A 24,945-nucleotide genomic window follows, 5' to 3' on the forward strand; every position below is an offset into this window, starting at 1 on the left:
AGGCCCCAGGACTACCCTTGGAGGGCGGCGCCGGCTGACAGACCGCAGCCAAGGTCTCGAGCGGCTCACGGAAGAGGATCCGCGGCGAATCGTAGCTGCGCCGCGCCGTGCCGTCGGAAGACCGCGCCGCCGTGTCGCCAGGATTTCCTTCTCGCGTCATTCGAAGCTCTTTCACTCGCGATCTCCCACGGGCTCCGTTCCAGCAGGTGGAGCGGGTGGAGGGGCCGCCAGCCGAGTCGCCGGATCCCCGAGTAGGTTGTAGAGCGTCAGCAGCTCGGCGCCCTCTGCTGCGGCAAAGCGGGCCTGTGCGGCCAGCATCGAATCTCCGAGACGGGCTCCTGGAGAGCGCCCCATCTCGTCGAGGAAGTAGCGGCCGAGCTGCGGCGCGGCCGGGTGAGTCGAGATCCCGGTCGCCGACCAGACGGCGACCGCGCCGGCCCCGGGTCGAACGACCAGGGCGGCCCCGAGCGGCGTGAGCATCGGCAGCTCGAAGCGGTTCAGCACGCAGGTCAGGGCAACCATCAGCGGCGTCTCTCCGGTCGCCGGGAGCGTGGTCACGTCACTCGTGGTGAGCAGGCCTTCCGAGGCCAGGCGATCCAAGCCGCCATGCCCACTGTAGACGAGCAGGTCGGCACCCGAACCGAGCGCCGAGAACAGCTGCGTGCGCGCCGCGGCGACCCCGCCGGGAGCCAGCGTCACCTGCTGCGGCGCGAATCCTCGCGGCAACCAGCCCTGGAACAGCGCCAGGTCGGAGCTGAAGTCGAAGCCGCCCTCGGAGTCGTCGGCGACCAAGAGCGCCTTGCCGGTCGGGTGAGCGAGTGACGCCTGCTGCGCCGCGAGCTTCGCCACGACGGCATCGAGCTCGCTGGCGTTGCGCACCGGCAGCCGTCCGATCGCCACGTCCGGGATCCCGTCGTTCCCGACGAGATCGGCGAGCACGGCATCCGAAGCGAAGAGGCCGTAGCTCGTCGCCACGAGGAGTGGCGGCACGAGGTTCCCGCCGTAGCCGAGCAGGCCGCGGTAGTCGAAGTCGCCGTTGCCGGCCAGGACGACATAGCGTGGAGCCGGGCTCCAGTGGGTACGCGCGAAGTCGAGGAAATCGTGCAGCGCGTGCGGCGACGGCGAGCCGGCGTTGAACTCGTCGTAGACGTCCTCGATGTCGACGACGGCCGTCGAAAGGCCGTCCGCCGCGCGCAGATCGGCAAGCGCCCCAGCCGAGGCCACGAGATCGTGCGCCGTGACGACGAGGTACTCCGCGCCGCGGTCCGACGTCGCGAGGCTCGACGGCGCATCGGGACGGATCCAGGTCGGCGACAGCCAGGCCGATTGCGACGCGACGAGGTACCGTCCGGGTTCGCTGCCCGAGCCGAACGACACCAGGTAGTCGGCGCCGGAGAAGGAGATCTGGGCCTCCTTGAGGAGCCGAGGTGCGAGCGGATCGGCGAGGTCGAAGACCCAGAGGCGCGAGTCGGGGAAGCCGCCGACGGTGACCGCGCGGCGACCGGTGGTCGCCACCTCGAGCGTCCCGTTGCTCGCCGTCGTGTCGCGCGTGTAGAAGAGCTCGAAGCGATCGACGAACAGGTCGTTTTGCGTCGCTCCCGGGGAGAGCGTCGCCAACAGCTCGACGGTGTTGTCCCCCGCACGAACGACGCCAGCCGGCACCGCAAGATCGGTCTCGTAGCGGCTGAGACCGGAGAAGACGACCTCGCCGAGCGGCACGCCATTGAGGCTCACCGCCACCCGGTGATCGTTCTTCCCTTGAGTCGATGCACCGAACAGCGCGAGGTGAAGATTGGCTGGAGAGCTCGGCAGTGCGCCGGGTGCCGACACGGCGAACGAGCCGTGGTCATTGGCCGGGTCGCTGGCGAAGAGCCCTTGCCAGAACCAATAGTCCGATTCGGGATCGGTCGCGAGCACCATGGCCGGAATCCGGTCCTGCTCCGCGAGCGCATGCGCGGTGAACGATCGCATCGCCTGGATCGCCGGCGGTTTGCCCGAGGCGAGCGTCATGCTCACGCCCGTCCCGGGTCGCAGCAGGTAGACACCTTCGGCGGTGTAGGGGCTATCGGCCGGTTCGCCGTAGAAGAAGAGTCCGTCGCCTGCGGACGCCGGCAGCCAGGCCACCGGCGCACCGCCGCGCGACAGGGCGAAGCCCTTGGAGAGCAGGCGAGAGGCGACCTCGCTCGGCGAGAGGCCGAGACCGCTCGCGATCTCCGTCGCACCGACCCGGGTGATCCCGGCCTTGCCGACGCCGAGCTTCAGCCCCGACGCGGCATCGACCTTCGGCCTCCGTTGCGTCGAGCTCGGCACGACCGAATCCTTGGCGGCGAGACCGGCGAGCGGCCGCGGTGTCACCGCGGCAAAGTCACTCTCCCGCTCGAACGCTTCGCGACTCGGATCGACGACGAACGGTCCGTGAATCCGCTCGCCACCCCAGAGGTCGCGCTCGACGACCCGGTAGGACTGAACCGACCGCGGGTCGGCGCCGCGATCCACCGTGCGATAGACGCTTCCCTGGAAGACCTGCGGGGCGGCGACGAGTCGGCCGTCGTCGACACGCACCCACGACTTGCCGCCGGCGACCAGACGCTGCAGCTCGAAGCGGGCCGTTCCCACCTCGGAGGCGGTCTCCCAACTCGCCAACACGCCCTCGCTCGTCGGCACCGCGCGGAATCCGAAGACGACCGCCGGCGTCGCCGCCGTGGTCGACGCGGCGAGCTCACAGAGCGGACCGAGCTCGTAGGTGGCGCGCGCCTGCGTCGTGTTGCCGGTCTCGTCGACGTAACGCGCCCGCGTGCCGGTGCCCGACGCGTGGGTCGCCGTCGTGACGATGGTCCCGGCGGCGACAGGCGCGACGTTGACCGCATAGGACAGCAGGGCGGTCGCCCCGGCGGCAACCGAGCCGGGGTTCCAGGTCACGTTGCCGGTGCCGCCGACGGCTGGCTGGCTGACCACGCTTCCCTGGCTGACCTGGGCATTGCCGCGATAGGTGACCCCGCTACCCGGCACGTTCGCCGTGACGATGTTCGTCGGCGTCGAGAAGGTGATCGCCCGGCTCGTCGGATTGACCAGTCGCACCGTGATAGTGAAGCAGCTCGTCTGCCCGATCTGGGGCGGATTCGGCCCCCACGGCGGAGTGACGCCGAAGCAGCTCCAACGCAACTGCTGCTCGAGATACGGCTTGACCGGCGCCGAGCCGGCATCCGTCGGCAGGTAGAGACGGAAGGCGTCCGCTTCCGGCTGGGCGGTCGGCGGCGGGTTCGGCAAGCCGTCGTCGCCCAGGTAGGTCACGCCGTAGTTCGAGTTGCCGTCGGGAAGGTACTCGTTGATCGTCGTCGTCTGGGTCCAGATCCCGTACTCGGTGGAGTTGGCGTTGGTGGTGAAGGCATTGAGCTGGACGTTGTCCCAGCTGTTGTCGACCGAGAGCGGCTGGTCGGTCTGGCTGAATGCTCCGGTCCGACTCACCAAGCTGACCGAACCCGTGTTGGTCAGTGGCGCGGGAACGCTCGATCCACTGTCCCAGTCGAACGTGTTGATCTCGATCCGGCATCCCTCGGTAAACCAGGGGTACTGCGTGTACGCACGACTCGAGGATGCTCCCTCTTCCGCGTTGACGCCGTAAGAGAAAAACGAGTCGGCATAGACCGGGATCTCGGTGCCGCCGGAGGTCGAGTCGCCGTCGTGGGCGCGAATTCCCAGCGCGTTGATGTCGTCGCCAGCACCCGAGTCGATGCGCAACTCCCAGTGGCCGGCCACGACGGGTGAGGCGCGGCGCAAGGCGACGGTCAGGGCGCGCCAGCGCGTCGTCGCCACCGTGAAGGTCGGGGTGCCGGTCGATCCCGCCGCGCCCTGCGTCTGGTAGGCCAGGTAGCCACGCACCTGCGTGTCGTTAGCGCCACCGGCAACTCCGGCATCCCATTGCTCGGTCGGACCGGCGGGCGGCGTGAAGGCCAGGCTCGGTCCCGCGCCGAAGAGGCGCAGCACCATCGTGCCGTATGTCGTCGTCGTCACAGCGGGAGAGGCCGGGTTCGCCGTCGTGCCGGTGGAGGTCGCGGCCGCGACGTCGATCGGGTTGGTGTTGTCGATGCCGCGGAAGGTGAACATCGCCCCCGCGGCCTTCTGGTTGCCGGTCCAGGTGAACGTCTGCGACCCGGGCACAGCCGCCAGGACCCGGTAGTAGACCGCCAAGGTGCAGGTTGCCGTCGGGCAGTCCCCTTCGTTGAGCAATGTCCAGCCACCGGGCTGCGTGACCGTGCCCGTCGTCCCGTCGAGGTCACGGGCAATCGCCGCGACGAGCACGTCGCCGACCGCGGTGCCCGCCGGAATCGTCAAGGTCAACGTCGCGAGCTCGTTGGCCGTCGCGACCGTCGAGGCCACGAAGGTCGGGAAGATATTGTTCGTGTCGAAGAGGTTCAGCCAAGCGTTGTCGCCACCCACCGGGTTGGCGTTGTCGGAGGTCGTGAAGTTGAGGGTCTGCGCGGTGCCGCTCGGGTTGAGAAGACTGAAGGTCGCCGAGGAATTGAAGGTCGTGGTTCGCGCCCGATCGCGGCCCGAAGCCGCTTCACCGGTGCCGCCCAATCCCCAATCGGCGTCGAAGATATCCACAACCAGCCGCGGAAGGCTCGGTGGAACTTCGATGAAGAGCGAGTAGTAGGTATTCAGTCCGGCGGTATTGGAGACGTAGTCCCCGACGCGGGTTCCCGCGTCGGCGCCCTGCTGCATATGGAGTTGCGTCGTCCCGGTCGTCGCGCCCGAGATCGGAATCGCCGCGAGCAGAGCCAACCCGAGGCATCCCAGGCCGGCAAGGAGTCGTTGCTTCGATTGCACGCCCATCGTGAGTGCTCCTACTCGCTGACACGTGCCGCGCAGCGCGACCCCGATGCGGGGAGACCGTTCAAGCGCGACAGGCAGATCACTTGATCCGCTATCTTATTGGATCTTCAAGCTTCTGTCGACGAGAACCCGCGGCGAAATTCGGGTTCCGGGGCTCCCCTTGGGGCAATCCCACTCACCCCCATCGCGTTGCCGCTCGGCACGAAGTCGCGTCCTTTCGTAGAATCGCCCGCGAAGCACCTCATCGACACGATGCCTCGTCCCCACAACCGTAGGACCGTGATCGCTCCACAACGCTCGGCCAGCGAGCGCTGGGAGGCCATCGCGTATGGCCTCGCGGTGAGTTGTCTCTGGGCCGTGGCCCTGGTGCTCGATCCGGCAGGACGCGAGTCGTTCCGCTTGCCGAAGTCGATCGCCGCCGCTTCGCTCGCGCTCGCCTCGCTCGTCGCGCTCGCCCTCGCCGGACGGATCGTCGTCTCGCGGCGCCTCGTCGACTCGCCCGCTCTGCGCGCCGCCTTGCCGCTCGCCTTCGCGGCGACTCTCGCCTCGCTCGCCTCGCCGCATCGCGCCCACGTCCTGCGTGCCGCTCCGGGGCTCGCCGTCGCTCTCCTGACCCTCGTCGGCTGGGGCAACGGATTCACCTCGGCGCGACTGCGACGGCTGCTCGACGCGACGCTCCTGCCCGCTTCGCTTCTCGCGACGATCGGCATCCTGCAGTTTCACGGGATCTTTCGTCCTTTCGGCTTCTCCGGACCGATGCTCGCGCGCTTCGAGACCACGTCGCTCGCCGGCAACGTGGGAGATCTCGGCGCCGCCCTGGTCCTTCCGGCCCTGGTGGCCCAGGCGGCACTCGCCACCACCACCTCCCACCGCGAGCGCTGGCGGCGAGGCGTCCAGCTCGCGCTCCTCGCCTATGCGATCGGTGCCAGTCAGACGATCGCCGCGCTGCTCGCCCTCTGTGCCGGCAGCTTCGCCATCTGGGCGATGCGGTTGCCCCGGCGCCGCCTGCTGCTGGGGCTTGGGGGTCTCGTCGTCGCGGCGATCCTCGCCGTCGGCCTCGTCGCGCCGCTGCGCTCGCGTGTCGTCGAGAAGGCGCAAGCGCTTGCCGCCGGCGACGTCAACCGCGTCCTCACCGGACGGCTCGACGGCTGGCGAGCGGCGCTTCGCATGCTCGGCAGGCATCCGGCTCTCGGTGTCGGCCAGGGCGCCTTCGCGGCCGCCTTCGTCCCCGTCAAGCTCGAGCTGCTCGACGCGGGCGTAACCTTCTTCGCCGAGCAGCAACAGGTCGTCTTCGCCAACGCCCACAACGAGCTGCTCGAGGTCGGCGCCGAGACCGGCATTGCCGGGCTGCTGGCGCTCGTCTGGGCCCTCGGGCAGGTCTTCGGTGCGGTCAAGGAGAAGCGCCAGGGCCCCGACCGCGCCCTCGCCGTCGCCGGAGTCGCGGCGATCGCGGTGCTCTCCCTCGCCTACTTCCCCTTCCGCGTGGCGATCGTTGGCTACCCGATCCTCGTCTTCCTTGCCTGGCTCCTGCACCAGGCCTCGAGCGACGCCGGCGACGAGCAGCCGACCCGCTCGGCCCGGCTGGCCGTCGCGGCGGCCCTCACCGTCGCCCTCGTCCTGCAGCTCGGCGTGGCGCGCGATCGCTTCCTCGCCAATCGCCTCCTGCGCGCCGCCGAAGCGCGCACGATGCAGGCCTTCTCCATCGCCACATCGCCGCGCGGGAAGGCCGTGCTCGAAGGGAATCTCGTCCTGCTCGACGAGGCGCGCCGACGCGATCCGGCGGAGGTCGGGGTGCTCGTCGCGCGCGGCAGCCAGTTTCTCCTGCTCGGCCGCGCGGAGTCGGCGGCGGCGGCCTATCGAGAGGCTCTGGCGCTCGAGCCGAGACCCGAGACCTACCTCAACCTGGCGCGCGCCCTCAAGATGGCCGGGCACGAGAGCGAGGCGGGGCGCGAGCTCGCCGTCGCGTTGCGCCTCTCCCCGCACCTCGCCGCCGAAGTCGGCTCGGGGAACTGACGCCGCTCAGACGCCGCGCGAGGTCAGCACGGTCTTGGCGGTGCGGAAGAGAACCGACAGGTCGAGCCAGAGACTCCAGTTGGCGATGTAGGCGAGGTCGTAGCGCAGCTTGTTGCCGGCGCTCGAGTGGTAGTCGCCGTTGACCTGCGCGAGGCCCGTCAACCCGGGCAGCACGGTGAAGCGCTCGACGTAGCCGGGGACTTCCGCGAGGTAGCGCTCGACGAATCCCGGGCGCTCGGGACGCGGACCGACCAGGCTCATCTCGCCGCGCAGGACGTTGACGAGCTGTGGGATCTCGTCGAGCCGCATCCGTCGCAGCAGCCCGCCGACCGGCGTGAGACGCGGGTCGTCCGGCTGCGCCAGCACCTCGCCGCTCTCGCGCTCGGCGTCTTCGCGCATCGTCCGCAGCTTGAAGAGCTCGAACGGGCGCATCGCCTGTCCGACGCGGCGCTGTCGATAGAGCACAGGCCCCGGAGAGGTCCAGCGCACCGCCAGCATGCAGAGGCCGAGCAGCGGGCTGGCGAGCAGCAGCAGCACGCCCCCCGCGAGCAGGTCGAACGCCCGCTTGACCGGCTGGCGTGCCGGCCATTCGCGGTCGCGCACCACCTCGATCAGCGGCAGGTCGTGGACCCAGCGGTAGCGCATCCGTCCGATCAGGCTCTCGAACGGTCCGGGCAGGAGGAGAATCGAGGTTTGCGGTGGGCGCAACGAGGCCAACCGGCCGAACCACTCGGTTCGCCACTCGAGCGGGTCGGCGGCGAAGATCAGGTCGTCGAGCTCACCGCGCGAGAGCATCGCGCCGAGCGCCTCGATCGACCCGAGGTCGGGTCCGAGCTCGACGGCCCGTTCATCCCGCGACGGCCCCCGGTCGACCGCCTCCCCCGGAGCGGCGACGTGCCCGACCACCCGCAGCCCATGCCAGTGGTGGCGATCGATCGCCTCGGCGAGCTCTCGCGCCGCGCGACCGCAGCCGACGATGGCCACACGACGCAGCTCGAGATGCGGCGTGCGCTGCATCAACCAACGCCAACCGTAGAGCGCCACCCCGGCGAGGCCGAGCTCGAGCAGGAGGACCGAGCGCGGGAACACTGCCCCGCCGAGGAAGAACAGGGTCGACAGCCCGAGCGCCTGCAGGAGCGCCGCCAATCCGAGACGGCGGGCGAGCTCGAGACGCGGCAGCGGGCGCGGCGGATCGTAGAAGCCGACCAGATAGAGCGCCAGCGTCTGCGCCGCGAGCGCCAGGGGCCAGATCATCGCGAGGAGCGCGAGGCGTTCGGGCGGCAGCGTCAATCCCGATCCGGGCAAGGGGAAGCGGATCCGGAGCCAGAACGCCGCCACCAGCGCGACGGCGCCGAGCGTCAGGTCTCCGGCGAGCACGAGTGGGCGCCAGGAGCGATGACCGTGCGGCTTGCCCATGGATGAGGCTCACTCTATCGGAGTGCCCCGGCGTCCGCCTCGCGCGGGGCGCGTGGACGGAGCCACCGCGGCGTTCGCGCTTGGAGGCCTTCGCCGCGTTTGTTACGCTCCGCGCGGCGCGGCAGCCACGGGAACGACCCCCTCCGCTCGCCCGCCCGAGCCTCATCGTGAAGGTCACCGACCACCTCGCCCGCGCCACCGAGCCGCTGCTCAGCTTCGAGATCATTCCGCCGCTGCGCGGCGGCAATGTGCAGAGTCTGCTCGCGCTGATCGACGACCTGCAGCCGTACCGGCCGCCGTTCATCGACATCACCAGCCATGCGGCGGAGGTCTTCTACGAGGAGACGCCGGCCGGGCTGCAGCGGCGCGTCAAGCGCAAGCGGCCGGGCACGCTCGGTGTCTGCGCACTGATTCAGAACAAGTACGGCATCGACGCGGTGCCGCACGTGCTCTGCCAGGGGTTCACGCGCGAAGAGACCGAGGACTTCCTCATCGAGCTGCACTATCTCGGCATCGACAACGTGCTCGCCGTGCGCGGCGACGAGAGCGGCTACCAGAAACCGCTCCAGCACGGCCGCAGCGTGAACCGCTACGCCGTCGACCTGGTCTCGCAGATCGCCGGGATGAACCGCGGCAAGTACCTCGCCGAAGACCTGCTCGACGCGCACCCGACGAGCTTCTGCGTCGGCGTCGGCGGCTACCCCGAGAAGCACTTCGAGGCCCCGAATCTCAAGGCCGACGTGCGCTTCACCAAGGCCAAGGTCGATGCCGGCGCCGAGTACATCGTCACCCAGATGTTCTTCGACAACCGGCACTATTTCCGCTTCGTCGACGAGTGCCGCGCCGCCGGTGTCTCGGTGCCGATCATCCCCGGTCTCAAGGTGTTGACCAACAAGGCGCAGCTCTCGAACATCCCGCGCAACTTCTTCGTCGAGATCCCGAGCGACCTCGCCGACGAGGTCCACGCCGCGTCGCCCGAGCGCGTGCTCGACATCGGCGCCGAGTGGACGGTGCGGCAGGCCGAGGAGCTGCTGGCGCGCGGTGTCCCCTCGGTGCACTTCTACATCATGCAGAGCAGCGCGGCGATCAAGAAGGTGATGGCCCGCCTCCCGCTCGGCCCGCGCGGCTGAGCCTCTCCGTCCCCACGGCTCCCTCCGTCCGATGCAGCCGGCGGCGTTGGCGCCGCAACACCTCGATACTCCGACAAGCGGCGATCCGCGCCTCCTCCCCTCGTCGTCCCGACCTACGGAAGGGACCTGGGCAGGGAGCCTCCACCGTGGTCGACCCGCTGCCGCACCGCCCGCCCACCCGGGCCCCTCGCTCTCGCTCGGGGTGACGAGGGGGAAGATGCGGAACCTATCCATCCCAGACTCCCGGGCGAGGAGCAAGACACGACCGCGACGGGGACCCGAAGCGTTGACAGCCCTTCGACCCTCTCGTAGGCTCTCGCACGCATTCGGAGCGGCTCGGCGGCGGCGCCGGGCTCGGCAACCTGGGACGGACCCCCAAGGTGCCCTCTCCTTCGCAGCGACACGACGCGAGGGAGGATGCGGTCGCGACCGGCAACGGCGCGGCAACCCAGTGTCCGGGGTGCCCGACGACCCGCTTCCGATGCACGACTGGAGGCGGGTCTTCGTGTCTTCACGGCCGCCCCGAGAGGAACGACCGGCATGAGCATTCCCGAGCAGGACGGTTTCGCCATCCCCCGCTGCCCCGACGACCGCGAGGCGCGCACCCAGGCGCTGCTCGCGACGCTCGAGGAGCGGATCCTGGTGCTCGACGGCGGCACGGGCACGGCGCTCCAGGGTGCCAACCTGACCGCAGCCGATTTCGGCGGCCCCGGAGCTCGAGGGCTGCAACGAGAACCTCTGCGCCGTGCGCCCCGACGTCGTGCTCGGCCTGCACACCCACTACCTGCGCGCCGGCGCCGACATCGTCGAGACAAACTCCTTCGGCTCGACGCCTCTGGTGCTCGCCGAGTACGGTCTCGCCCACCGCGCCTTTTCCCTCAACCGACGCGCCGCCGCCCTCGCCCGCGAGGCCTGCGCACGCCACGACACCCCGGGGCGGTTGCGCTTCGTCTGTGGCGACCTCGGGCCGACGACCAAGGCGATCTCGGTGACCGGCGGCGTCACCTTCGAGGAGCTCGCGACGCACTACCGGATCCAGGCACTGGGCCTGATGGAGGGTGGAGCCGACTACCTGTTGCTCGAGACCTGCCAGGACACGCGCAACATCAAGGCCGGTCTCCTCGGTCTCGAACGGGCCTTCGACGAGGCCGGCTGGCGCCTGCCGGTCGCCGTCTCGGTGACGATCGAGCCCACCGGCACGATGCTCGCCGGCCAGGACGCCGAGGCCCTTGCCGTTTCGTTGCTCCACGCCGACCTGCTCTATGTCGGGCTGAACTGTGCCACCGGCCCCGAGTTGATGGCCGACCCGCTGCGCACCCTCTCCGAGCTCTGCCGGACGCGCGTCGCCTGCGTGCCGAACGCCGGACTGCCCGACGAAGAGGGCAAGTACCGCGAAGGGCCCGAGCACTTCCGCACCGTCTTCTCGCGCTTCCTCGACGAGGGATGGCTCAATCTCGTCGGCGGATGCTGCGGCACGCACGACGGCCACGTCGCCGCGCTCGCCGCCCTGGTGACGGGACGCCGGCCGCGCGCCGTGCCGCACCATCAGCGCGCTCTCGTCTCCGGCCTCGAGGCGGTCGAGCTCACGCCGGAGGTCCGGCCGCTGCTCGTCGGCGAGCGCACCAACGTGCTCGGCAGCAAGCGCTTCAAGGAGCTCGTCGCCGCGCGCGACTTCGAGGGCGCCGCCGAGGTCGGACGCGCCCAGGTCCGGGCCGGCGCCCAGGTGCTCGACCTCTGCCTCCAGGACCCGGACCGCGACGAGCTCGCCGACATGGACGGCTTCCTCGAGCGACTGGTGCGCGTCGTCAAGGCGCCGCTGATGATCGACTCGACCGACGCCCGGGTGATGGAGCGCGCGCTCGCCTGGTGCCAGGGCAAGTCGGTGCTCAACTCGGTCAACCTCGAAGACGGCCGCGAACGCTTCGACCGCGTCGTGCCCCTCGCCCGGCGCTTCGGCGCGGCGCTCGTCGTCGGGCTGATCGACGAGCAGGGGATGGCGGTCAGCGTCGAGCGCAAGCTCGAGGTCGCTCGGCGCAGCTATCGGATCCTCGTCGAAGAGATGGGGCTCGCTCCGGAAGACCTCTGGTTCGATGCCCTGGTCTTCCCCTGCGGCACCGGCGACGAGGCGTACCTCGGCTCGGCGGCCGAGACGATCGAGGCGGTGCGCGCGATCAAGGCGGAGCTCCCCTTCGTCCGCACGGTGCTCGGCGTCTCGAACGTCTCCTTCGGTCTGCCGCTCGCCGGTCGCGAAGTGCTGAACTCCGTCTTCCTGTACCACGCCACGCAGGCAGGGCTCGACGCGGCGATCGTCAACACCGAGCGCCTGGCGCGCTACGCCGAGATCCCCGCCGAGGAGCGCCGGCTCGCCGAACGACTCCTCTTCCTCCGGCTCGGCGACAAGGCCGCTGGCGAAGGGGCGGTGGCCGAGTTCACCGCCCACTTCCGCGGGCGCCAAGCGGCGGCGACGGCGCCGCGCGCCGAGCTGCCGCTCGCCGAACGCCTGGCGCGCGCGATCGTCGAAGGGAGCAAGGTCGGCCTGGAGCAGGACCTCGCCGCCGCACTCGCCGATCCGGCGTGGCCGACGCCGCTCGCCATCATCAACGGTCCGCTGATGAGCGGCATGGCCGAGGTCGGCCGGCTGTTCAACGCCAACCAGTTGATCGTCGCCGAGGTGCTGCAGTCGGCCGAGGTGATGAAGGCCGCGGTCTCCTTCCTCGAACCGCACATGGAACGCACCGCCGGGAGCTCCGCCACGCGCGGCAAGGTGCTCCTCGCCACGGTGAAGGGCGACGTCCACGACATCGGCAAGAACCTCGTCGACATCGTCCTGTCGAACAACGGCTTCGAGGTGATCAACCTCGGCATCAAGGTGCCTTCCGAAAAGCTCATCCAGGCAGCGCGCCAGCATGCTCCGGACGTGATCGGGCTCTCCGGCCTGCTGGTCAAGAGCGCCCAGCAGATGGTGGTCACCGCCGGCGACCTGCGCGCCGAGGGCATCGACGTGCCGCTGCTCGTCGGCGGCGCTGCCCTGACCCGCCGCTTCACCCACCAGAAGATCGCGCCGGCGTACGGGGCCCTCTGCACCTACGCCAAGGACGCGATGCACGGTCTTTCCCTGGTCGAGCGGCTGCTCGACCCGTCGCGGCGCGAGGCGCTCGAAGGCGAGGTGGCAAGGCTCTCCGAGGAGGACCGTGCGGTGACCCCGGAGCGCGCCGAGGCGGCCTTCCCCACCACGAGCCCGCGACGGTCTGCGGTGCGTCGCGATCTCGCCGTGGCGGCTCCGCCGGATCTCGAGCGCCATGTCGAGACGCTCGACCTCGACGCGGTCTGGGCCGAGCTCAACCCGCAGATGCTCTACGGCAAGCACCTCGGCCTGCGCGGCGCGGTGAGCCGACTCGCCGAAGCGGGGGACGAGAAGCTCTCGCGCCTGACCGCACTCGTCGACGAGCTCAAGGCGTTCGCTCGCGGCGGCGCGAAACCGGGCGCGATGCAGGCCCGAGCCGTGTGGCGCTTCTTCCCGGCGCGGGCTGCCGGCGAGACGCTGACGCTCTTCGACCCGGCGAGCGGCACCGTCGCCGCGACGTGGGAGTTCCCACGGCAGTCCGGACCCGACGGCCTCTGTCTTGCCGACTACGTGCTCGACGACGACCATGTCGCCCTCTTCGTCACGACCGCGGGCGGCGGTGTGCGCGACGTGGTCGAAGACTGGAAACGCTCCGGCGAGTACCTGCGCAGCCACGCCTACGCCGCCCTGGCGCTCGAAACCGCCGAGGCCGCGGCGGAGCATCTGCATCGCCGCCTGCGCACGCTCTGGGGATTCCCCGACCCGCCCGAGCTCAGCACCCAGGACCGGCTCCAGGCGCGCTATCGCGGCAAGCGCTACAGCTTCGGCTACCCCGCCTGCCCCGACCTCGCCGGCCAGCGCCAGCTCTTCGCCGCGCTCGCCCCGGAGGAGATCGGCGTCCGGCTGACCGAGGGCGACATGATGGAGCCCGAGGCGAGCGTGTCGGCTCTGGTGATCCACCACGCCGAGGCCCGGTACTTCGGGGCATGAGCGCTGCCGGGTGAAGCTCGTCGCTGCACGATCGCCCGCTTGGCGATAACCTCGTGCTCTGCGAGAGGGAGCCAGCGGAATGGACGAGCGCGACGAGCCCACCCATCCGGTCGCCCAGGACCTCGACGACACGCAGCAGCTTCCCCCGGAAGCGCTCGTCGGCAGCCCGGCCGGCACCGTGCCGACGGCGAGTGTCGGTCCCGGCACGCCGCCACCGATTCGCAGCCCCGGAGGCGCGCGTTCGGCGAGTGCTTCGCCGACCGCCGTCGAGCCCCCGCCCGGCGCCGCCGGGAGTCGGGGGCGCACTCACCTGTCGCCCTGGCTCCTCGGGGGCGCGGCCGCGGGAGCTGCCCTCGCCGCCCTCGTCTGGTTGCTGGTCGCTGTCGTCGGCTCACCCGGGGATTCGCCCGTGCCCGCCGCTCCCGCCGCCGGACCGCGAGCGACCCCGGCGGCGGCGACCGAGCGACTGCGCGATCGCGATGGCGTGATCACCCTCTACGCCGACGGTCGCCTCGAGGGCCTCGACGCCGTCGCACCGAACGTCCGTCGTGCCGTCGTCGAGACGCTGCGCGACGGGCGGCTCCCCGACAATCCCGAGCTCGCCGCGGCGCTGGCCAAGCTGCGCTCGCCCGCGCCCACCGAGGTCGGCGTCGCCCGGCCGATCGCTCCGGTCGGCGTGCGGCTGCTCACCGATCAGCCCCGCTTCTCGTGGAGCGAGCACCCCGCGGCGGTCGACTACGAGGTAACGATCGTCGACCGGCTCGGCAATCCGCTCTTCACCAGCCCGCGCCTGCGAGCGCTCGCCTGGGAGCCTCCTCGGCCGCTGCCGCGCGGCCGGCCGCTCGCCTGGCGCCTCGTCACGCGGGTGCGGCGCGGCGAGACCGAGCCCTCGGTCGTCGAAGGGCGCTTCGCCCTCGTGTCGGCCGAGGACCTCGCCTGGCTCGATCGCGAGATCCGCGCCGCGCGCGACTCGTCGCTCGTCAGTGCCGTGCTCTATGCCGAGCTCGGCGCGCTCGACGACTGCCACGCTGCGCTCGTCGAGCTGGCGCGGCTCAACCCACAGGCGGTCGTCGTGGGACGACTGCTCGCCGACCTCCAGCGCCGGCGAGGCGGTTGAGCGCCGTGTCCGACGGGCTCGCGCTGGCCCTCTCCGGCGGCGGCCTGCGCGGGCTCGCGCATCTCGGCGTTCTCGAAGTCCTCGAACGCGAGGGGTTGGCGGTGCGGGCCATCGCCGGAACCAGCATGGGCGGATTCGTCGGCGCGCTCCTCGCCGCCGGCGTGCCGCTCGCCACGATCCAGGCCGAGCTCGCCGGCACCCTCGCGACGCGCCGCTTGCTCGGGCTGCTCGACCTGCGAGTGAGCCGCTGGGGCGTCGCCCTGCGCGGTCGCCGGGTGCATGCCCTCCTGCGCCGGCTGCTCGGCGGCGACCGTCCGTTCTCGTCGCTCGCTTTCCCTCTGGCTCTGGTCGCTTCGGACCTGAGCAGCGGCCGCGAGGTCGTCCTGCGCGACGGCCCGGTCGCCGACGCGGTGCGGGCGACGATCTCGGTCCCCGGGGTGTTCGAGCCGGTCGAGCGCGGGAGGATGCGCCTCGTCGACGGCGGACTGCTGGACAACCTGCCGGTCGGCGTCGCCCGCTCGCTCAGCGATCGCCCGGTCGTCGCCATCGATGTGCTGCCCTTCTTCCGCGCGAATCGACCCGGGGAGGAGCCGAGCGTCACGCCGCTGCGCGCCGCACGCTCCCCACAGGGCCTGCGCGACGCGCTCCACCGGTCGATGATGATGATCGCCGAGATGGGCGCTCTGCGCCTGGCGCTCGACCCGCCCGACCTGGTGCTGCGACCCGCGGTGCCGCCCGACGTCACGCTCCTGTTCGGGCGCCAACGCACGACGGAGATCGTCACCGCGGGACGAGTCGCCGCCGAGGCCGCGCTGCCGCTCCTCGTCGAGCTCGCCGCGCGGGCGCCGGCCGCTCGTTGACGCGAGCAGCCGGCGCGAGCCGAGGAACCTCTACTCGATCCCGACCTCGTGCAGCAGGTGCTTGGCACCTTCCACCTCGCTCCAGGTCCAGAGCAGGTAGCGGGTGTCGACCTGGATCGAGCGCGTCTTCTCCGTGTCGAAGAGGAAGTCCGACGCCACGGTGTCGAAGGTGCCGTCGAAGAGCAGCCCGACGAGCTCGCCCTTGCCGTTGAGCACCGCCGAGCCGGAGTTGCCGCCCGTGGTGTCGACGTCGGAGAGGAAGTCGATCGGCACGTCCCCGAGCTTGGCGTCGAGGTAAGGCGTGCTCTTGCCGGCGCGCAGAGCGCGAATCGCCGCGAGGAGGCGCTCCGGCGCGTTGAACTCGCCCTTGCCGGTGTGCTTCTCGACGACGCCCTGGAGCGTCGTCTGCGGCAGATAGGCGAGGCCGTCCCGCGGCGAGACACCCTGGACGCGTCCGAAGGTGACGCGGAGAGTCGAGTTGGCATCCGGTGCCACCAGACCGCCGCGCTGGGCGAGGAGCGCGCGCATGTAGACCGGGCGCAGGCGGGTGCGTTTGCCGTCGTCAGCCTTTTCCTTGTCGCGAATCGCCTGGTCGAGCGAGTGGAGGGCCACGGCGAGCTCGATGGCCGGGTCCTTGGCGGCGAGCAGCTCGGAGGTCGACTTGTCGAAGAGGGCCAGTCGGACCTCCTTCTCGCCGAGCTTCGTTCCCGCGTAGTAGCGGTCGAGGTAGAGGTCGATCGCCTTCTCCGACGCTTCGCGCGCCATGCCGGCGGCGAGGCCGATCACCTGGTCGAGCGCCTCGATCCGCTGACCCGCCGGGAGCGCGGCCGCCTCGAGCAAGGTGTAGCGGAAGAACGGCCGATCGAGCCGCGCGTCGTAGGAGCGCTGCATCCGGTCGAGCCCCTCGCGCATCCGACCCCAGTTGCGCTCCTGGAATGCCGGGTCCCGGTCGAGATCGGGCTTCACCCGCTCGAGCGACTGGCGGTAGATCTGGTTCGCCGTACCGAGCAGCACCGAGCCGCCGTACAGGCCGCCGAAGACGGCGTCGCGCTCCCGAGTCGTCAGGCTCTCGACGCGCATCGCTTCGAGCGCCGGGAGGATCGAGCCGAACTCCTTCTGCCGCTGCGGATCGGCGGCGATCCAGGCTTCCAACGCCTTCTGCTGCGCCTCCTTCCGGGCGAGGATGCCGCCGCGCTCGAGCCCGGCGAGCACGCCGACGTTCTTCGTCAGGCCGTTGTTGAGGCCGCGCTTGCGCGGCTCGGCCTTGATCGCCAGCTCGGGAATCCCCGCCACCGCCTGCTCGAGCAGCGCGAGCTGCTCCTTGGCGCGGCGGATCGAACGCGGCAGGGTCCATTCGGTGCGGTCCTTGACCTCGCCGTAGGTCTCGTGGCGCTGCGTGCGGCCTGGATAGCCGGCGACGAAGATCAGCTCGCCCGGGCTCGCACCCGCCGGCGACACCTTGAGGTAGTGCTGCGGATGATAGGGAACGTTCTCCTTGGCGTAGGCGGCCGGCTTGCCGTCCGGCGCGACGTAGGCCCGGTAGAAGGAGAAGTCGCCGGTGTGGCGGGGCCACTGCCAGTTGTCCGTCTCTCCGCCGAAGTTGCCGATTCCGGCAGGTGGAGCGTAGACGAGGCGGATGTCGTTGAGCTCGAGCTGTGCGATCTCGAAGTAGCGCAACCCTTCGAAGAACGAGGCGATCCGGCAGCGCAGGCCGTCCTTTTCACAGGCCGCCGTGCGCTCTTTGATCCGCTTCTCGACGATGTCGAAACGCTGGCGATCGGTCGCCTTCGGGTCGAGCTTGCCGGTGATCGCCTCGGTGACTTCGGTCACCTTCACCGTGACGAAGACGCGCGACCCTGGACCGTTCCAGAGCTCGTCGGCGCGCGTCGCGGCGAGGAACCCGTCGACGATGAGGTTGTGCTCGGGCGTCGCGTTGTACTGCAGCGACCCCTGGACACAGTGATGGTTGGTGGCGATGAGCCCGTCCGGAGAGACGAACGAGGCGCTGCAGCCGCCGAGCGAGACGATCGCTCCCATCGGGAAGCCGGTCAGGTCGGCCCAGATCTTCGGGTCGGCAGCGAAGCCCAGCTCCTGGAGTCGTGGCGCGAGGTCGGGGATCTGCTGCGGCATCCACATCCCTTCGTCGGCGACGACGGGCATGGCGCAGAGGAACAGGGCCGCAAGAGCGGCGACGAACGAGGTGATTCGCAAAGCAAGTCCTCCTTCGGGACGGTGCGTCCGCATCGGAACCGCCGCCTGTCGGGCAGCGGCATGTCCGGCGATCATCCCCCTTTGAGCGGCGATTCGCACCACCCGTTTTCTCGGGACCCGCCGGCTGTCTAGCGGTTTCCGCTTCCTTCGAGCTCGGCGAGACGCCGCCTCAGGCGCTCCGGGGATCGGGCGTGGGAAGTCCCGTAGCGAAGCAGGCTCAGCGCTTCGGTGCGCGCTCCACGCGCGGCCAGGAAATCGGCGAGCGCAACGGTCGCGTCCGCGTGCCGCGGATCCCAGGCCAGGGCGCGGCGGAGCGCCGCGACTCCCGCCTCGGTCTCTCCTCGTCCGAGCAGGGCGCGCCCGAGATGGAAGGACGCGGCCGCGAGGTTCGGGCGCGCGTCGAGCGCGCGCTGGAGGTGGAGGATCGCCTCGTCGACCGAACCCCGGTCGAGCAGCAACCGGCCGAGGTTGAACTCCGCCTCGGGGCGCGGCTCCCGTCCGCCGACCAGAAGAGCGCGAAGCTGCGCGATCGCTCCCTCGCGGTCGCCCTGTCCGGCGCGGGCGAGCGCGGCCCATTCGCGCGCCTGGGGCTCGTCCGGCGCCCGGCGCAGGGCCGCGGCGACGGCTCGCTCTGCCGCCGCGAAGCGCCGGCTCCCGAGCTCGCCGTAGGCGAGATCGAGCCAGGGCTCTGCCGACGCCGGCGCCCGGGCGGCGAGCAGACGCTCGAGCCGTTCGACGCCAGCAGGGCTTGCCCCCCCGGCGAGGCGCACCACGGCAAGCGCACGGTCGAGCTCGCCCTGACCTCGATCGCTGCCGGAGGGTGGGTCGTAGAGCTCGACCCCGACGAGTGCCGGCTCCCGTTCGCTGCGAGGCGCCAACGCATCGCGTCCCGGCGGGTGTCGCACGATGCCGTGATCGGTCATGACCGCGTGCACGACGTCTTGCGCCCGCCGCTTCGGGAGGTGGCAGGCGGCACAGTCCGCGGCGACGTCGGCGTGTGCCGGCGACGCGGTCGACAGCGTTCGATGGCAGCCGAGGCAGACGCTGCGAACCCGGGCGGCAAGCTCGGCGGGCGGCGGTCGCCGGTGCGGGTCGTGACAGTCGAGACAGGAGATCCTTCCCCCGCTCGCCGTGAAGCAGCGGCTTCGCCGCAGGCGATAGGCGTGATGGTTGATCTCGAATCGATCGGCCGCTGGGAGGCCTTCTTCCTCCACCTCGACCAGGATCCGCCGGTCAGCCAGACGGTCGCCGGGGCGGAACGCAAAGTCCCCCTGCCCTTCCCGCGCGATGCCGGGAAGGGTCACCGAGGGCTGGAGGTGACACTGGTAGCAGACCTCTTCGCGCCGCTCCCTGGGGAGCCGTGCCGGATTGACGATCGCTTCGCGGATCTCCGCCGGCGGTCGCCCTCCCGCCCAGGCCCGGCGTACGTGCTCGGCGCCGGGCCCGTGACAACGCTGGCAGCCGATCCCCTCGCCGAGCGCCTCGGGGAAGCGTTGCGGTGCCCACCGCGCGTCCCCGCCGCTCTCGTAGGCCGGCAGCGCCGCGTGGCAGGCCAGGCACTCGCGGCGCACCCGGCGGGTGACGCCATCGTGGTCGGGCCGGTCGAACCCGGGCGCCATCCCCCAACGCCCGCTCTCGGCATACCAGGCGATCGGCAGCTGATAGAGCTCGCCCCCCGGAGTGCGGTAGAGGTAGCTCTTCGCGTGCCGGCCCGAGCCGAGAACCCAGTCGACCGGGATCTCCAACTCGTGCATCGGTGCAGCGTCACCGGCCTGCACGAAGCTGCGGAAGACGAGGCTCCCGTCCCGCCAGAAGAGCGAATAGCGCTGCCCCGACGGCTCGTGGACGAACACCTCACCCAGCGGCCCACCGACGTTGTCCGGTCGCGGAGCCGCGAGCGCCTGCGACATCGCGACCTCACGGAAGCTCGCCGCGAGGCCGACGTGGCACGGCGTGCATTCGCGGTCGGCGACGAACCCGGTCGGTCCGTCGTCCGCCGCGCGCAGCGGCTCCGCCAGCAGGACGACGCCCACCGACCCGGCGAGGACGGAGAGGAGACGCACGGCAAGCGACGGTCGGCGCACGAGCAGGCTCACTTCGGGACGAGGACGATCCTACTGTGTGGACCGAAGCCGAGCGGTGGCCAAGGGATCGGCCTCGCGCCGGGAATACCAAGACGACCGGTCACGTTCTTTTCGTCATGGCCCGCGGACGACATCGCGACCGACTGCTCGACGAGGGCCTGCGCCTCTTCGCCCAGCGGGGGTTCGCCGGGACCGGCGTCCAAGAGATCGCCGATGCCGGCGGCATCCCGAAAGGCTCGTTCTACAACTACTTCGCCTCGAAAGACGAGTTCGGCGTGGCGGTGGTGGAACGCTACGGCGCCTGCTCCTGCCAGGAGATGGCGGCGGCGCTCTCCGGCTCGGGCTCGCCGATCGAACGCCTGAAAGCGGCCTTCCGCCGACACGACGACACGCTCGTCGCTTCGGGGTTTGCCGGCGGCTGCCTCGCCGGGAGACTGGCCCAGGAGCTCGCCGGCGAACAGCCGGTCTTCCGCGCTCCGCTCGAAAAGATCTTCCGCGAGCAGCGCCGACTCGTCGCCGACCTCCTGGCGCAGGCGGCAGCCGCAGGAGAGATCGCAGCGGTCTCCGATGTCGAGACCCTCGCCGGCTTCCTGCTCTCGGCCTGGCAAGGAGCCATGCTTCGTGCCAAAGCCGCCGGCAGTGCCCGACCGCTCGAAGAGTTCCACGCCATCACCTTCGCCAGGCTCCTCGCCCCACCCATCCCCGCCGCTCGCTGATCCGTAGAGTGGCATGAAGAACCTCGATCGACCCGACCCCATGACTCGAATTAAGACGACTGGTCATATTAAGACACTCGCACTCTTCGTTTTCTCCGCCCTGCTCCTGACGGGGCCGACCACGACGACCGCCCGCGCCGACGCGCCGCGGATCCTCTTCACCACTTCGAACGACCTGATCGCCGGCGAGGCGCAGGGAGACGACCTCTACACCGCCGCTCTCGCTCTCGAGGTACAGGGCAACGACCTGCGATGGCGCTTCGGCGAACGCATGTTCACCGACCGCCGGCGGGCCTTCCGTTTCGACGAGACCTACCTCGAGTTGGCAAGGTCGCTCGGCCCGCCCTCGGCGACCGCGGGAGGATGGTTCGGCGAGATCTCGGGCGGCGTGATCCACCTCGGGCGCGGCCTGCTCGGAGAGGGCGTGCAGAACGAGGTCCACCGCGTCGTCGGCGCCGAACGAGTCTCGTTGCCCTACCTCGACTCCGACCGCTGGGTCGGGAGTGCCACCCTGCGCGGAGGGCGGGCCCTGCCGGTCGCCGCCCCGTGGTCTCTCGAGGTCGAAGGCGAGGTTCACCTCGCACCAGCCTTCCGCAGTTGGCAGAAGCTCGCGGTCGTCGCCGAGCGCGAGCTCGCCGGTGGGCTCGCCATGCGAGCCGGCGTCGGTGCTCGCCTCGATCAGACGGACGGAGAGCTGCTGGGGGACCGCGTCGCTCGGGCCGCCGCCACCGCCGAGCTCGGCCTCGCCTGGCGGGGCGTCTCGCTCCGCTGGAGCCTCAACGACTTCGGCACCCGCGCAAGCTATCTGTCGCTCGGCATCGATCTGGCGGGAGATGCCTTTCGCAGCTTGCGCACCCACCCGCACTGATCGCCCGTCCCGGCGTTCGATGCGGGCGTGTCTCCGCACGGCTCGCCGCAGCGACCGGGCAACCGGCGGTCGGCGACCGCTTCGTCGGACCGGTGGCGAAGGCGCCGATGGTCGCGATCACCGTGCCGGTTCTCCGCGATGGCCGCGTCGCCTACCTTCTGAACACGCCAATCGAGGCGCGCCACCTTCCGGCTCGTCTCGAGCGAGGCCCTCTTCCGACGACTCTTCGACGAGCTCCGCCGCCACATCGTCGAGGTGAACGAGACCGGTCACGGCACCTTCGAATCCGCACAGGTCACCCGCGACGGCCGCCGCTTCCCGGTGCTGTTCGACCTCACCGCGATTCGCGACAGCTCCGGCCGTACCACCGGCCGCAGCGCCTTCGTGCTCGACCTGACCGAGCGCCAGCGCGTCGAGCGTGAGTTGTGCGAAGCACAGGCCGCCGTGATCGCCGAGCAACGTCGAGCCCATGCGGCCGCCCTCGACGAGATGCGGGTCGCCGATGCGGCGCGGGCCCGGGCCGAGGCGGCCCTCGCCGCCCGGCGCGAGAGCGAGGAGCGGCTCGCGCTCTTCATCGAGCACGCGCCGGCAGCCCTCGCCATCTTCGACCGGGAGATGCGCGCTCTCGCCGCGAGTCGACCCTGGCGCATCGACGACTCGCTCGGCGAGGCCCCGCTCACCGGCCGGTCGCACGACGACGTCTTTCCCGAGATCTCCGACGGGCTGCGCGAGATTCACCGACGAGGCCTTGTCGGGGAGGTCTCTCGTGGCGACGCCGACCGCTTCGAGCGCACCGACGCCACGATCCAGTGGATTCGCTGAGAAGTGCGCCCCTGGCAGGCTGCCGACGGAACGGTGGGAGGGATCGTTATCTTCTCCGAGGACATCACCGTGCAGCGGCAGGCCGAAGAGGAGATTCGCCGGCTCAATACCGACCTCGAGCACCGGGTCGAACGTCGGACCGCCGAGCTGACCGCCGCAAACGAGGAGCTCGACACCTTCGCCTACGCCGTCTCGCACGACCTGCGCGCGACGCTGCGAGCGATGAGCGGATTCGCCCAGGCCCTCGAGGAGGACCTGGGGCCGGCCGTCGGTGCGAACGCTCGGGGCCACCTGGAGCGGATTCGCGTCGCCAGTCGCCACATGGGCGAGCTGATCGACGGTCTGCTGGCGCTTTCGCGGAACACCCGCAGCGTGTTCACGCCAGGCGCTCGTCGACCTCTCGGCCATCGCCGAGCGGCGCCTTGCCGAGTTGCGTCGCGCCGAACCCAGGCGGAGCGTTCGTTGCGACATCGAGCCGGGCCTGCTGGCGATCGGCGACGAACGAATGCTCGAGGTCGTCGTCGCCAACCGGCTCGACAATGCCCGGAAGTACAACGGACACAAGCCGGAGGCGGCGATCCGCTTCGGCTCCGCGGCGCTCGCACGCGCGCCCGGGCGGCGCGGGACCGCGTCGCCGACGGCGGATCACTCGACCTCGACCTTCTCCCGCCAGGCGACCCAGTAGACCCACGCGCCGAGCGCCAGGAAGAGCCCGAGGCCGAGCCAGTTGCCCCAGGCGCCAAGCCAGGCGCCGAGCCCGCCGAACGTCGTCAGGTCCGGCACCAGCGTCGTGCCGGTCGACTCTTCGACGAACTTGAGCAGCGCCGCCAGCACCCCGACCAAGGCTCCGCCCGCGATGAAGCCCGAGGCCACGAGCGTCCCCTTCTCGTGCCGCGCCTGAGCGAGCGGCTCGTCCTTCGTCGAGTGCCGCAGCAGCCAGGCGACCGCCGCACCGACGACCAGCGGCGAGTTCAGGTCCATCGGCAGGTACATGCCGAGGGCGAAGGCGAGCCCCGAAACGCCGCAGAGCTCGGTCGAGATCGCGAAGACCGCGCCGATGGCGTAAAGGAACCAGGGGGCCCCGCCGCTTCCCATCACGCCGGAGAGCACCGCCGCCATCGCGTTCGGCTGCGGCGCCGGCAGGGGGCTCGGATGGCCTGGACCCGGGGCGAAGCCGTAGACGCGGGCCATCAGCAGGATCACCGCGGTCGTCGCGGCGGAGGCCACCACGGCGCCGACCAGATTCCAGATCTCGACGCGCTTCGGGGTGGCGCCGAGCCAATAGGCGATCTTGTACTGCGTGACCAGCGAGCCGGCCATCGACAGCGCCGTGCAGACGACGCCGCCGATCAGCAGCGTCTGCAGCATGCCGTCGGCTCCCGTGAGCCCGAGCGCCGAGAGCGCCATGGCGGTGACGATGAGCGTCGTCAGGGTCATTCCCGAGATCGGCGTGATCGAGATCATGGCGATCGCCCAGGCCGAGACGGCGGTGAAGAGGAATGCGACGAGCAGGGCGAGCGCCGCGGCGGCGAGCGACAGCCGCCAGGCACCGTCGACGCCGGCGAGCACCGAGAAGCGGAAGTAGAGCAGCACCAACAGTCCGACGCCGATCGCCCCGCCCATCACCGCCGACATCGGCATCGAGCGCTCGGCGCGCGCCGCGCTCTCGCCGACCTTCGCGCCACCGCTCGCCAGGCGCCGGATCTCGCCGAACGCCTGACCGACCGCCTGCACGATCACCGGCGACATCTTGAGGATCGACAGCACGCCGGCGGCGAAGATGCCGCCGATGCCGATCGGCCGCACGTAGTCGAAGAAGATGTCGGCGGGCGCCATCTGGGCGAGCGGCAGCGTGCCACCCGGCAGCGCCGCCGGGATGTGCTGCCCGAGCCAGCCGAAGAGCGGCACCAGCACGAGGAAGGAGACCATCGACCCGGCGAGGATGATCGCCGCGTAGTCGACCCCCATGATGTAGCCGAGGCCGAAGACCGCCGCCGAGGTGTTCATCGTGAACACCGCCTTGGTGCGCTCGGTGAAGCTCGACAGCAGCGCGATCTTCTCGGTCGAGAAGACGTCGGCGAAGCCGCGCATCGACGGACCCACGAAGTCGAAGACCGCCGCCACGCCGGCCGAGTAGGAGAGCACCCCGGCGCTGCGCCCGCCGCGCTTGCCGGCCACCAGGATCTCGGTCGTCGCCCGCGCTTCCGGGAAGGGCAGCTTGCCGTGCAGGTCGTGGACGAAATAGCGGCGGAACGGCGCGAGGAAGAAGACGCCGAGCGCCGCCCCGAGCAGCGGCACGAGGAAGATCTGGAAGAACGACGAGCGCCCCTCGAGACCGAGGATGTAGATCGCCGGCATGGTGAAGACCGAGCCGCCGGCGACGATCCCCGAGGTCGCGCCGATCGCCAGCACGTTGACGTTCTCGAGCAGCGTCGAGCCACGCGACTTCATCACCCGCACGGCGAAGACCGAGAAGCCGACCGCCAGGATCGAGATCGGGATCGCGGATTCGATCCCCTGGCCGAGCTTCAAGGCGATGTAGGTCGCTGCCGCCGAGAAGACGACCGACCAGAAGACCCCCTGGGCGATCGAGCGCGGAGTGACCTCCGCCACCTCGGCGGAGGCCGGGATGACCGGCTCGTAGCGCTCGCCGGGGGCGAGCTCACGGAATGCGGTTTCGGGCAGGCGGACGTCGTCGGGCAGCCTCGGATCGGACATGGGCGGATTGTACGGGAGCCCTCGGCAACCGTGGGGCCGGAATCGGCGTAGAGAGCTGAACCACCGGCAAGGCGAGAACGCGCCGTCCCCGACGCCCTTGCCC

General features: G+C 70.7%; 13 protein-coding genes and 2 pseudogenes. 10 read left to right on the plus strand and 5 right to left on the minus strand.

Translation table 11 applies throughout. The annotated features are described in order from the left end of the window. Positions 1 to 171: 171 nt before the first annotated feature. Complete coding sequence (locus tag IPJ17_20485) at positions 172 to 4,833, minus strand: hypothetical protein (protein ID QQR73816.1); 4,662 nt, start codon at positions 4,831 to 4,833, stop codon at positions 172 to 174. A 339-nt stretch (positions 4,834 to 5,172) separates the two neighbouring features. Between IPJ17_20485 and IPJ17_20490 the strand changes: the two genes are divergently transcribed. Then, positions 5,173 to 6,846 carry an O-antigen ligase family protein gene (locus IPJ17_20490; protein ID QQR73817.1) on the plus strand — a complete coding sequence of 558 codons (1,674 nt, stop codon included), beginning with the start codon at positions 5,173 to 5,175 and terminating at the stop codon, positions 6,844 to 6,846. 6 nt (positions 6,847 to 6,852) lie between these two features. Here the strand turns inward: IPJ17_20490 and IPJ17_20495 are convergent, their stop codons facing one another. Then, positions 6,853 to 8,262 (minus strand): sugar transferase, encoded by a 1,410-nt coding sequence (locus IPJ17_20495; protein QQR73818.1) that lies wholly within the window; start codon positions 8,260 to 8,262, stop codon positions 6,853 to 6,855. A gap of 167 nt (positions 8,263 to 8,429) precedes the next feature. Here IPJ17_20495 and IPJ17_20500 point away from each other — a divergent pair, with 167 nt between their 5' ends. The 4 genes and pseudogenes from IPJ17_20500 to IPJ17_20515 all read left to right on the plus strand — a co-directional run bounded on the left by IPJ17_20500 (position 8,430) and on the right by IPJ17_20515 (position 15,423). Further along, the gene (locus IPJ17_20500; protein ID QQR73819.1) at positions 8,430 to 9,392 is read left to right on the plus strand and encodes a methylenetetrahydrofolate reductase; all 963 of its coding nucleotides are present in this window, start codon (positions 8,430 to 8,432) and stop codon (positions 9,390 to 9,392) included. A 540-nt stretch (positions 9,393 to 9,932) separates the two neighbouring features. Then, positions 9,933 to 13,446: pseudogene (gene metH / locus IPJ17_20505) on the plus strand (methionine synthase). A 79-nt stretch (positions 13,447 to 13,525) separates the two neighbouring features. Beyond that, entirely contained in the window at positions 13,526 to 14,563 is a 1,038-nt protein-coding gene (locus IPJ17_20510) for a hypothetical protein (GenBank protein ID QQR73820.1), read from the plus strand. Beyond that, on the plus strand, positions 14,560 to 15,423 hold the full coding sequence (locus IPJ17_20515; GenBank protein QQR73821.1) for a patatin-like phospholipase family protein: 864 nt from the start codon (positions 14,560 to 14,562) through the stop codon (positions 15,421 to 15,423). The genes IPJ17_20510 and IPJ17_20515 overlap by 4 nt, the downstream gene beginning before the upstream one ends. Positions 15,424 to 15,453: 30 nt before the next feature. Here the strand turns inward: IPJ17_20515 and IPJ17_20520 are convergent, their stop codons facing one another. Both IPJ17_20520 and IPJ17_20525 read right to left on the minus strand, forming a co-directional pair. Then, positions 15,454 to 17,667 carry a S46 family peptidase gene (locus IPJ17_20520; GenBank protein ID QQR73822.1) on the minus strand — a complete coding sequence of 738 codons (2,214 nt, stop codon included), beginning with the start codon at positions 17,665 to 17,667 and terminating at the stop codon, positions 15,454 to 15,456. 95 nt (positions 17,668 to 17,762) lie between these two features. Continuing rightward, positions 17,763 to 19,730, minus strand: coding sequence for a tetratricopeptide repeat protein (locus tag IPJ17_20525; protein ID QQR73823.1), 1,968 nt, complete (start codon positions 19,728 to 19,730; stop codon positions 17,763 to 17,765). A gap of 104 nt (positions 19,731 to 19,834) precedes the next feature. Between IPJ17_20525 and IPJ17_20530 the strand changes: the two genes are divergently transcribed. The 5 genes and pseudogenes from IPJ17_20530 (at position 19,835) to IPJ17_20550 (ending at position 22,809) form a co-directional block, all read left to right on the plus strand. Beyond that, positions 19,835 to 20,434, plus strand: a complete 600-nt coding sequence (locus IPJ17_20530; GenBank protein ID QQR73824.1) for a TetR/AcrR family transcriptional regulator — start codon at positions 19,835 to 19,837, stop codon at positions 20,432 to 20,434. A gap of 40 nt (positions 20,435 to 20,474) precedes the next feature. Continuing rightward, complete coding sequence (locus IPJ17_20535; GenBank protein ID QQR73825.1) at positions 20,475 to 21,302, plus strand: hypothetical protein; 828 nt, start codon at positions 20,475 to 20,477, stop codon at positions 21,300 to 21,302. 255 nt (positions 21,303 to 21,557) lie between these two features. Then, on the plus strand, positions 21,558 to 22,124 hold the full coding sequence (locus tag IPJ17_20540) for a PAS domain S-box protein (GenBank protein ID QQR73826.1): 567 nt from the start codon (positions 21,558 to 21,560) through the stop codon (positions 22,122 to 22,124). 3 nt (positions 22,125 to 22,127) lie between these two features. Then, positions 22,128 to 22,487, plus strand: a pseudogene (locus IPJ17_20545) (hypothetical protein). Between the two features lie 67 nt (positions 22,488 to 22,554). After that, positions 22,555 to 22,809, plus strand: a complete 255-nt coding sequence (locus tag IPJ17_20550) for a hypothetical protein (GenBank protein QQR73827.1) — start codon at positions 22,555 to 22,557, stop codon at positions 22,807 to 22,809. Here IPJ17_20550 and IPJ17_20555 read toward each other — a convergent pair. Continuing rightward, positions 22,770 to 24,842 carry an oligopeptide transporter, OPT family gene (locus IPJ17_20555; protein ID QQR73828.1) on the minus strand — a complete coding sequence of 691 codons (2,073 nt, stop codon included), beginning with the start codon at positions 24,840 to 24,842 and terminating at the stop codon, positions 22,770 to 22,772. The two genes, IPJ17_20550 and IPJ17_20555, sit on opposite strands and share 40 nt — an antisense overlap. Positions 24,843 to 24,945: the final 103 nt, after the last annotated feature.

The organism is Holophagales bacterium, from assembly GCA_016699405.1.
Classification (GTDB): domain Bacteria; phylum Acidobacteriota; class Thermoanaerobaculia; order Multivoradales; family JAGPDF01; genus JAAYLR01.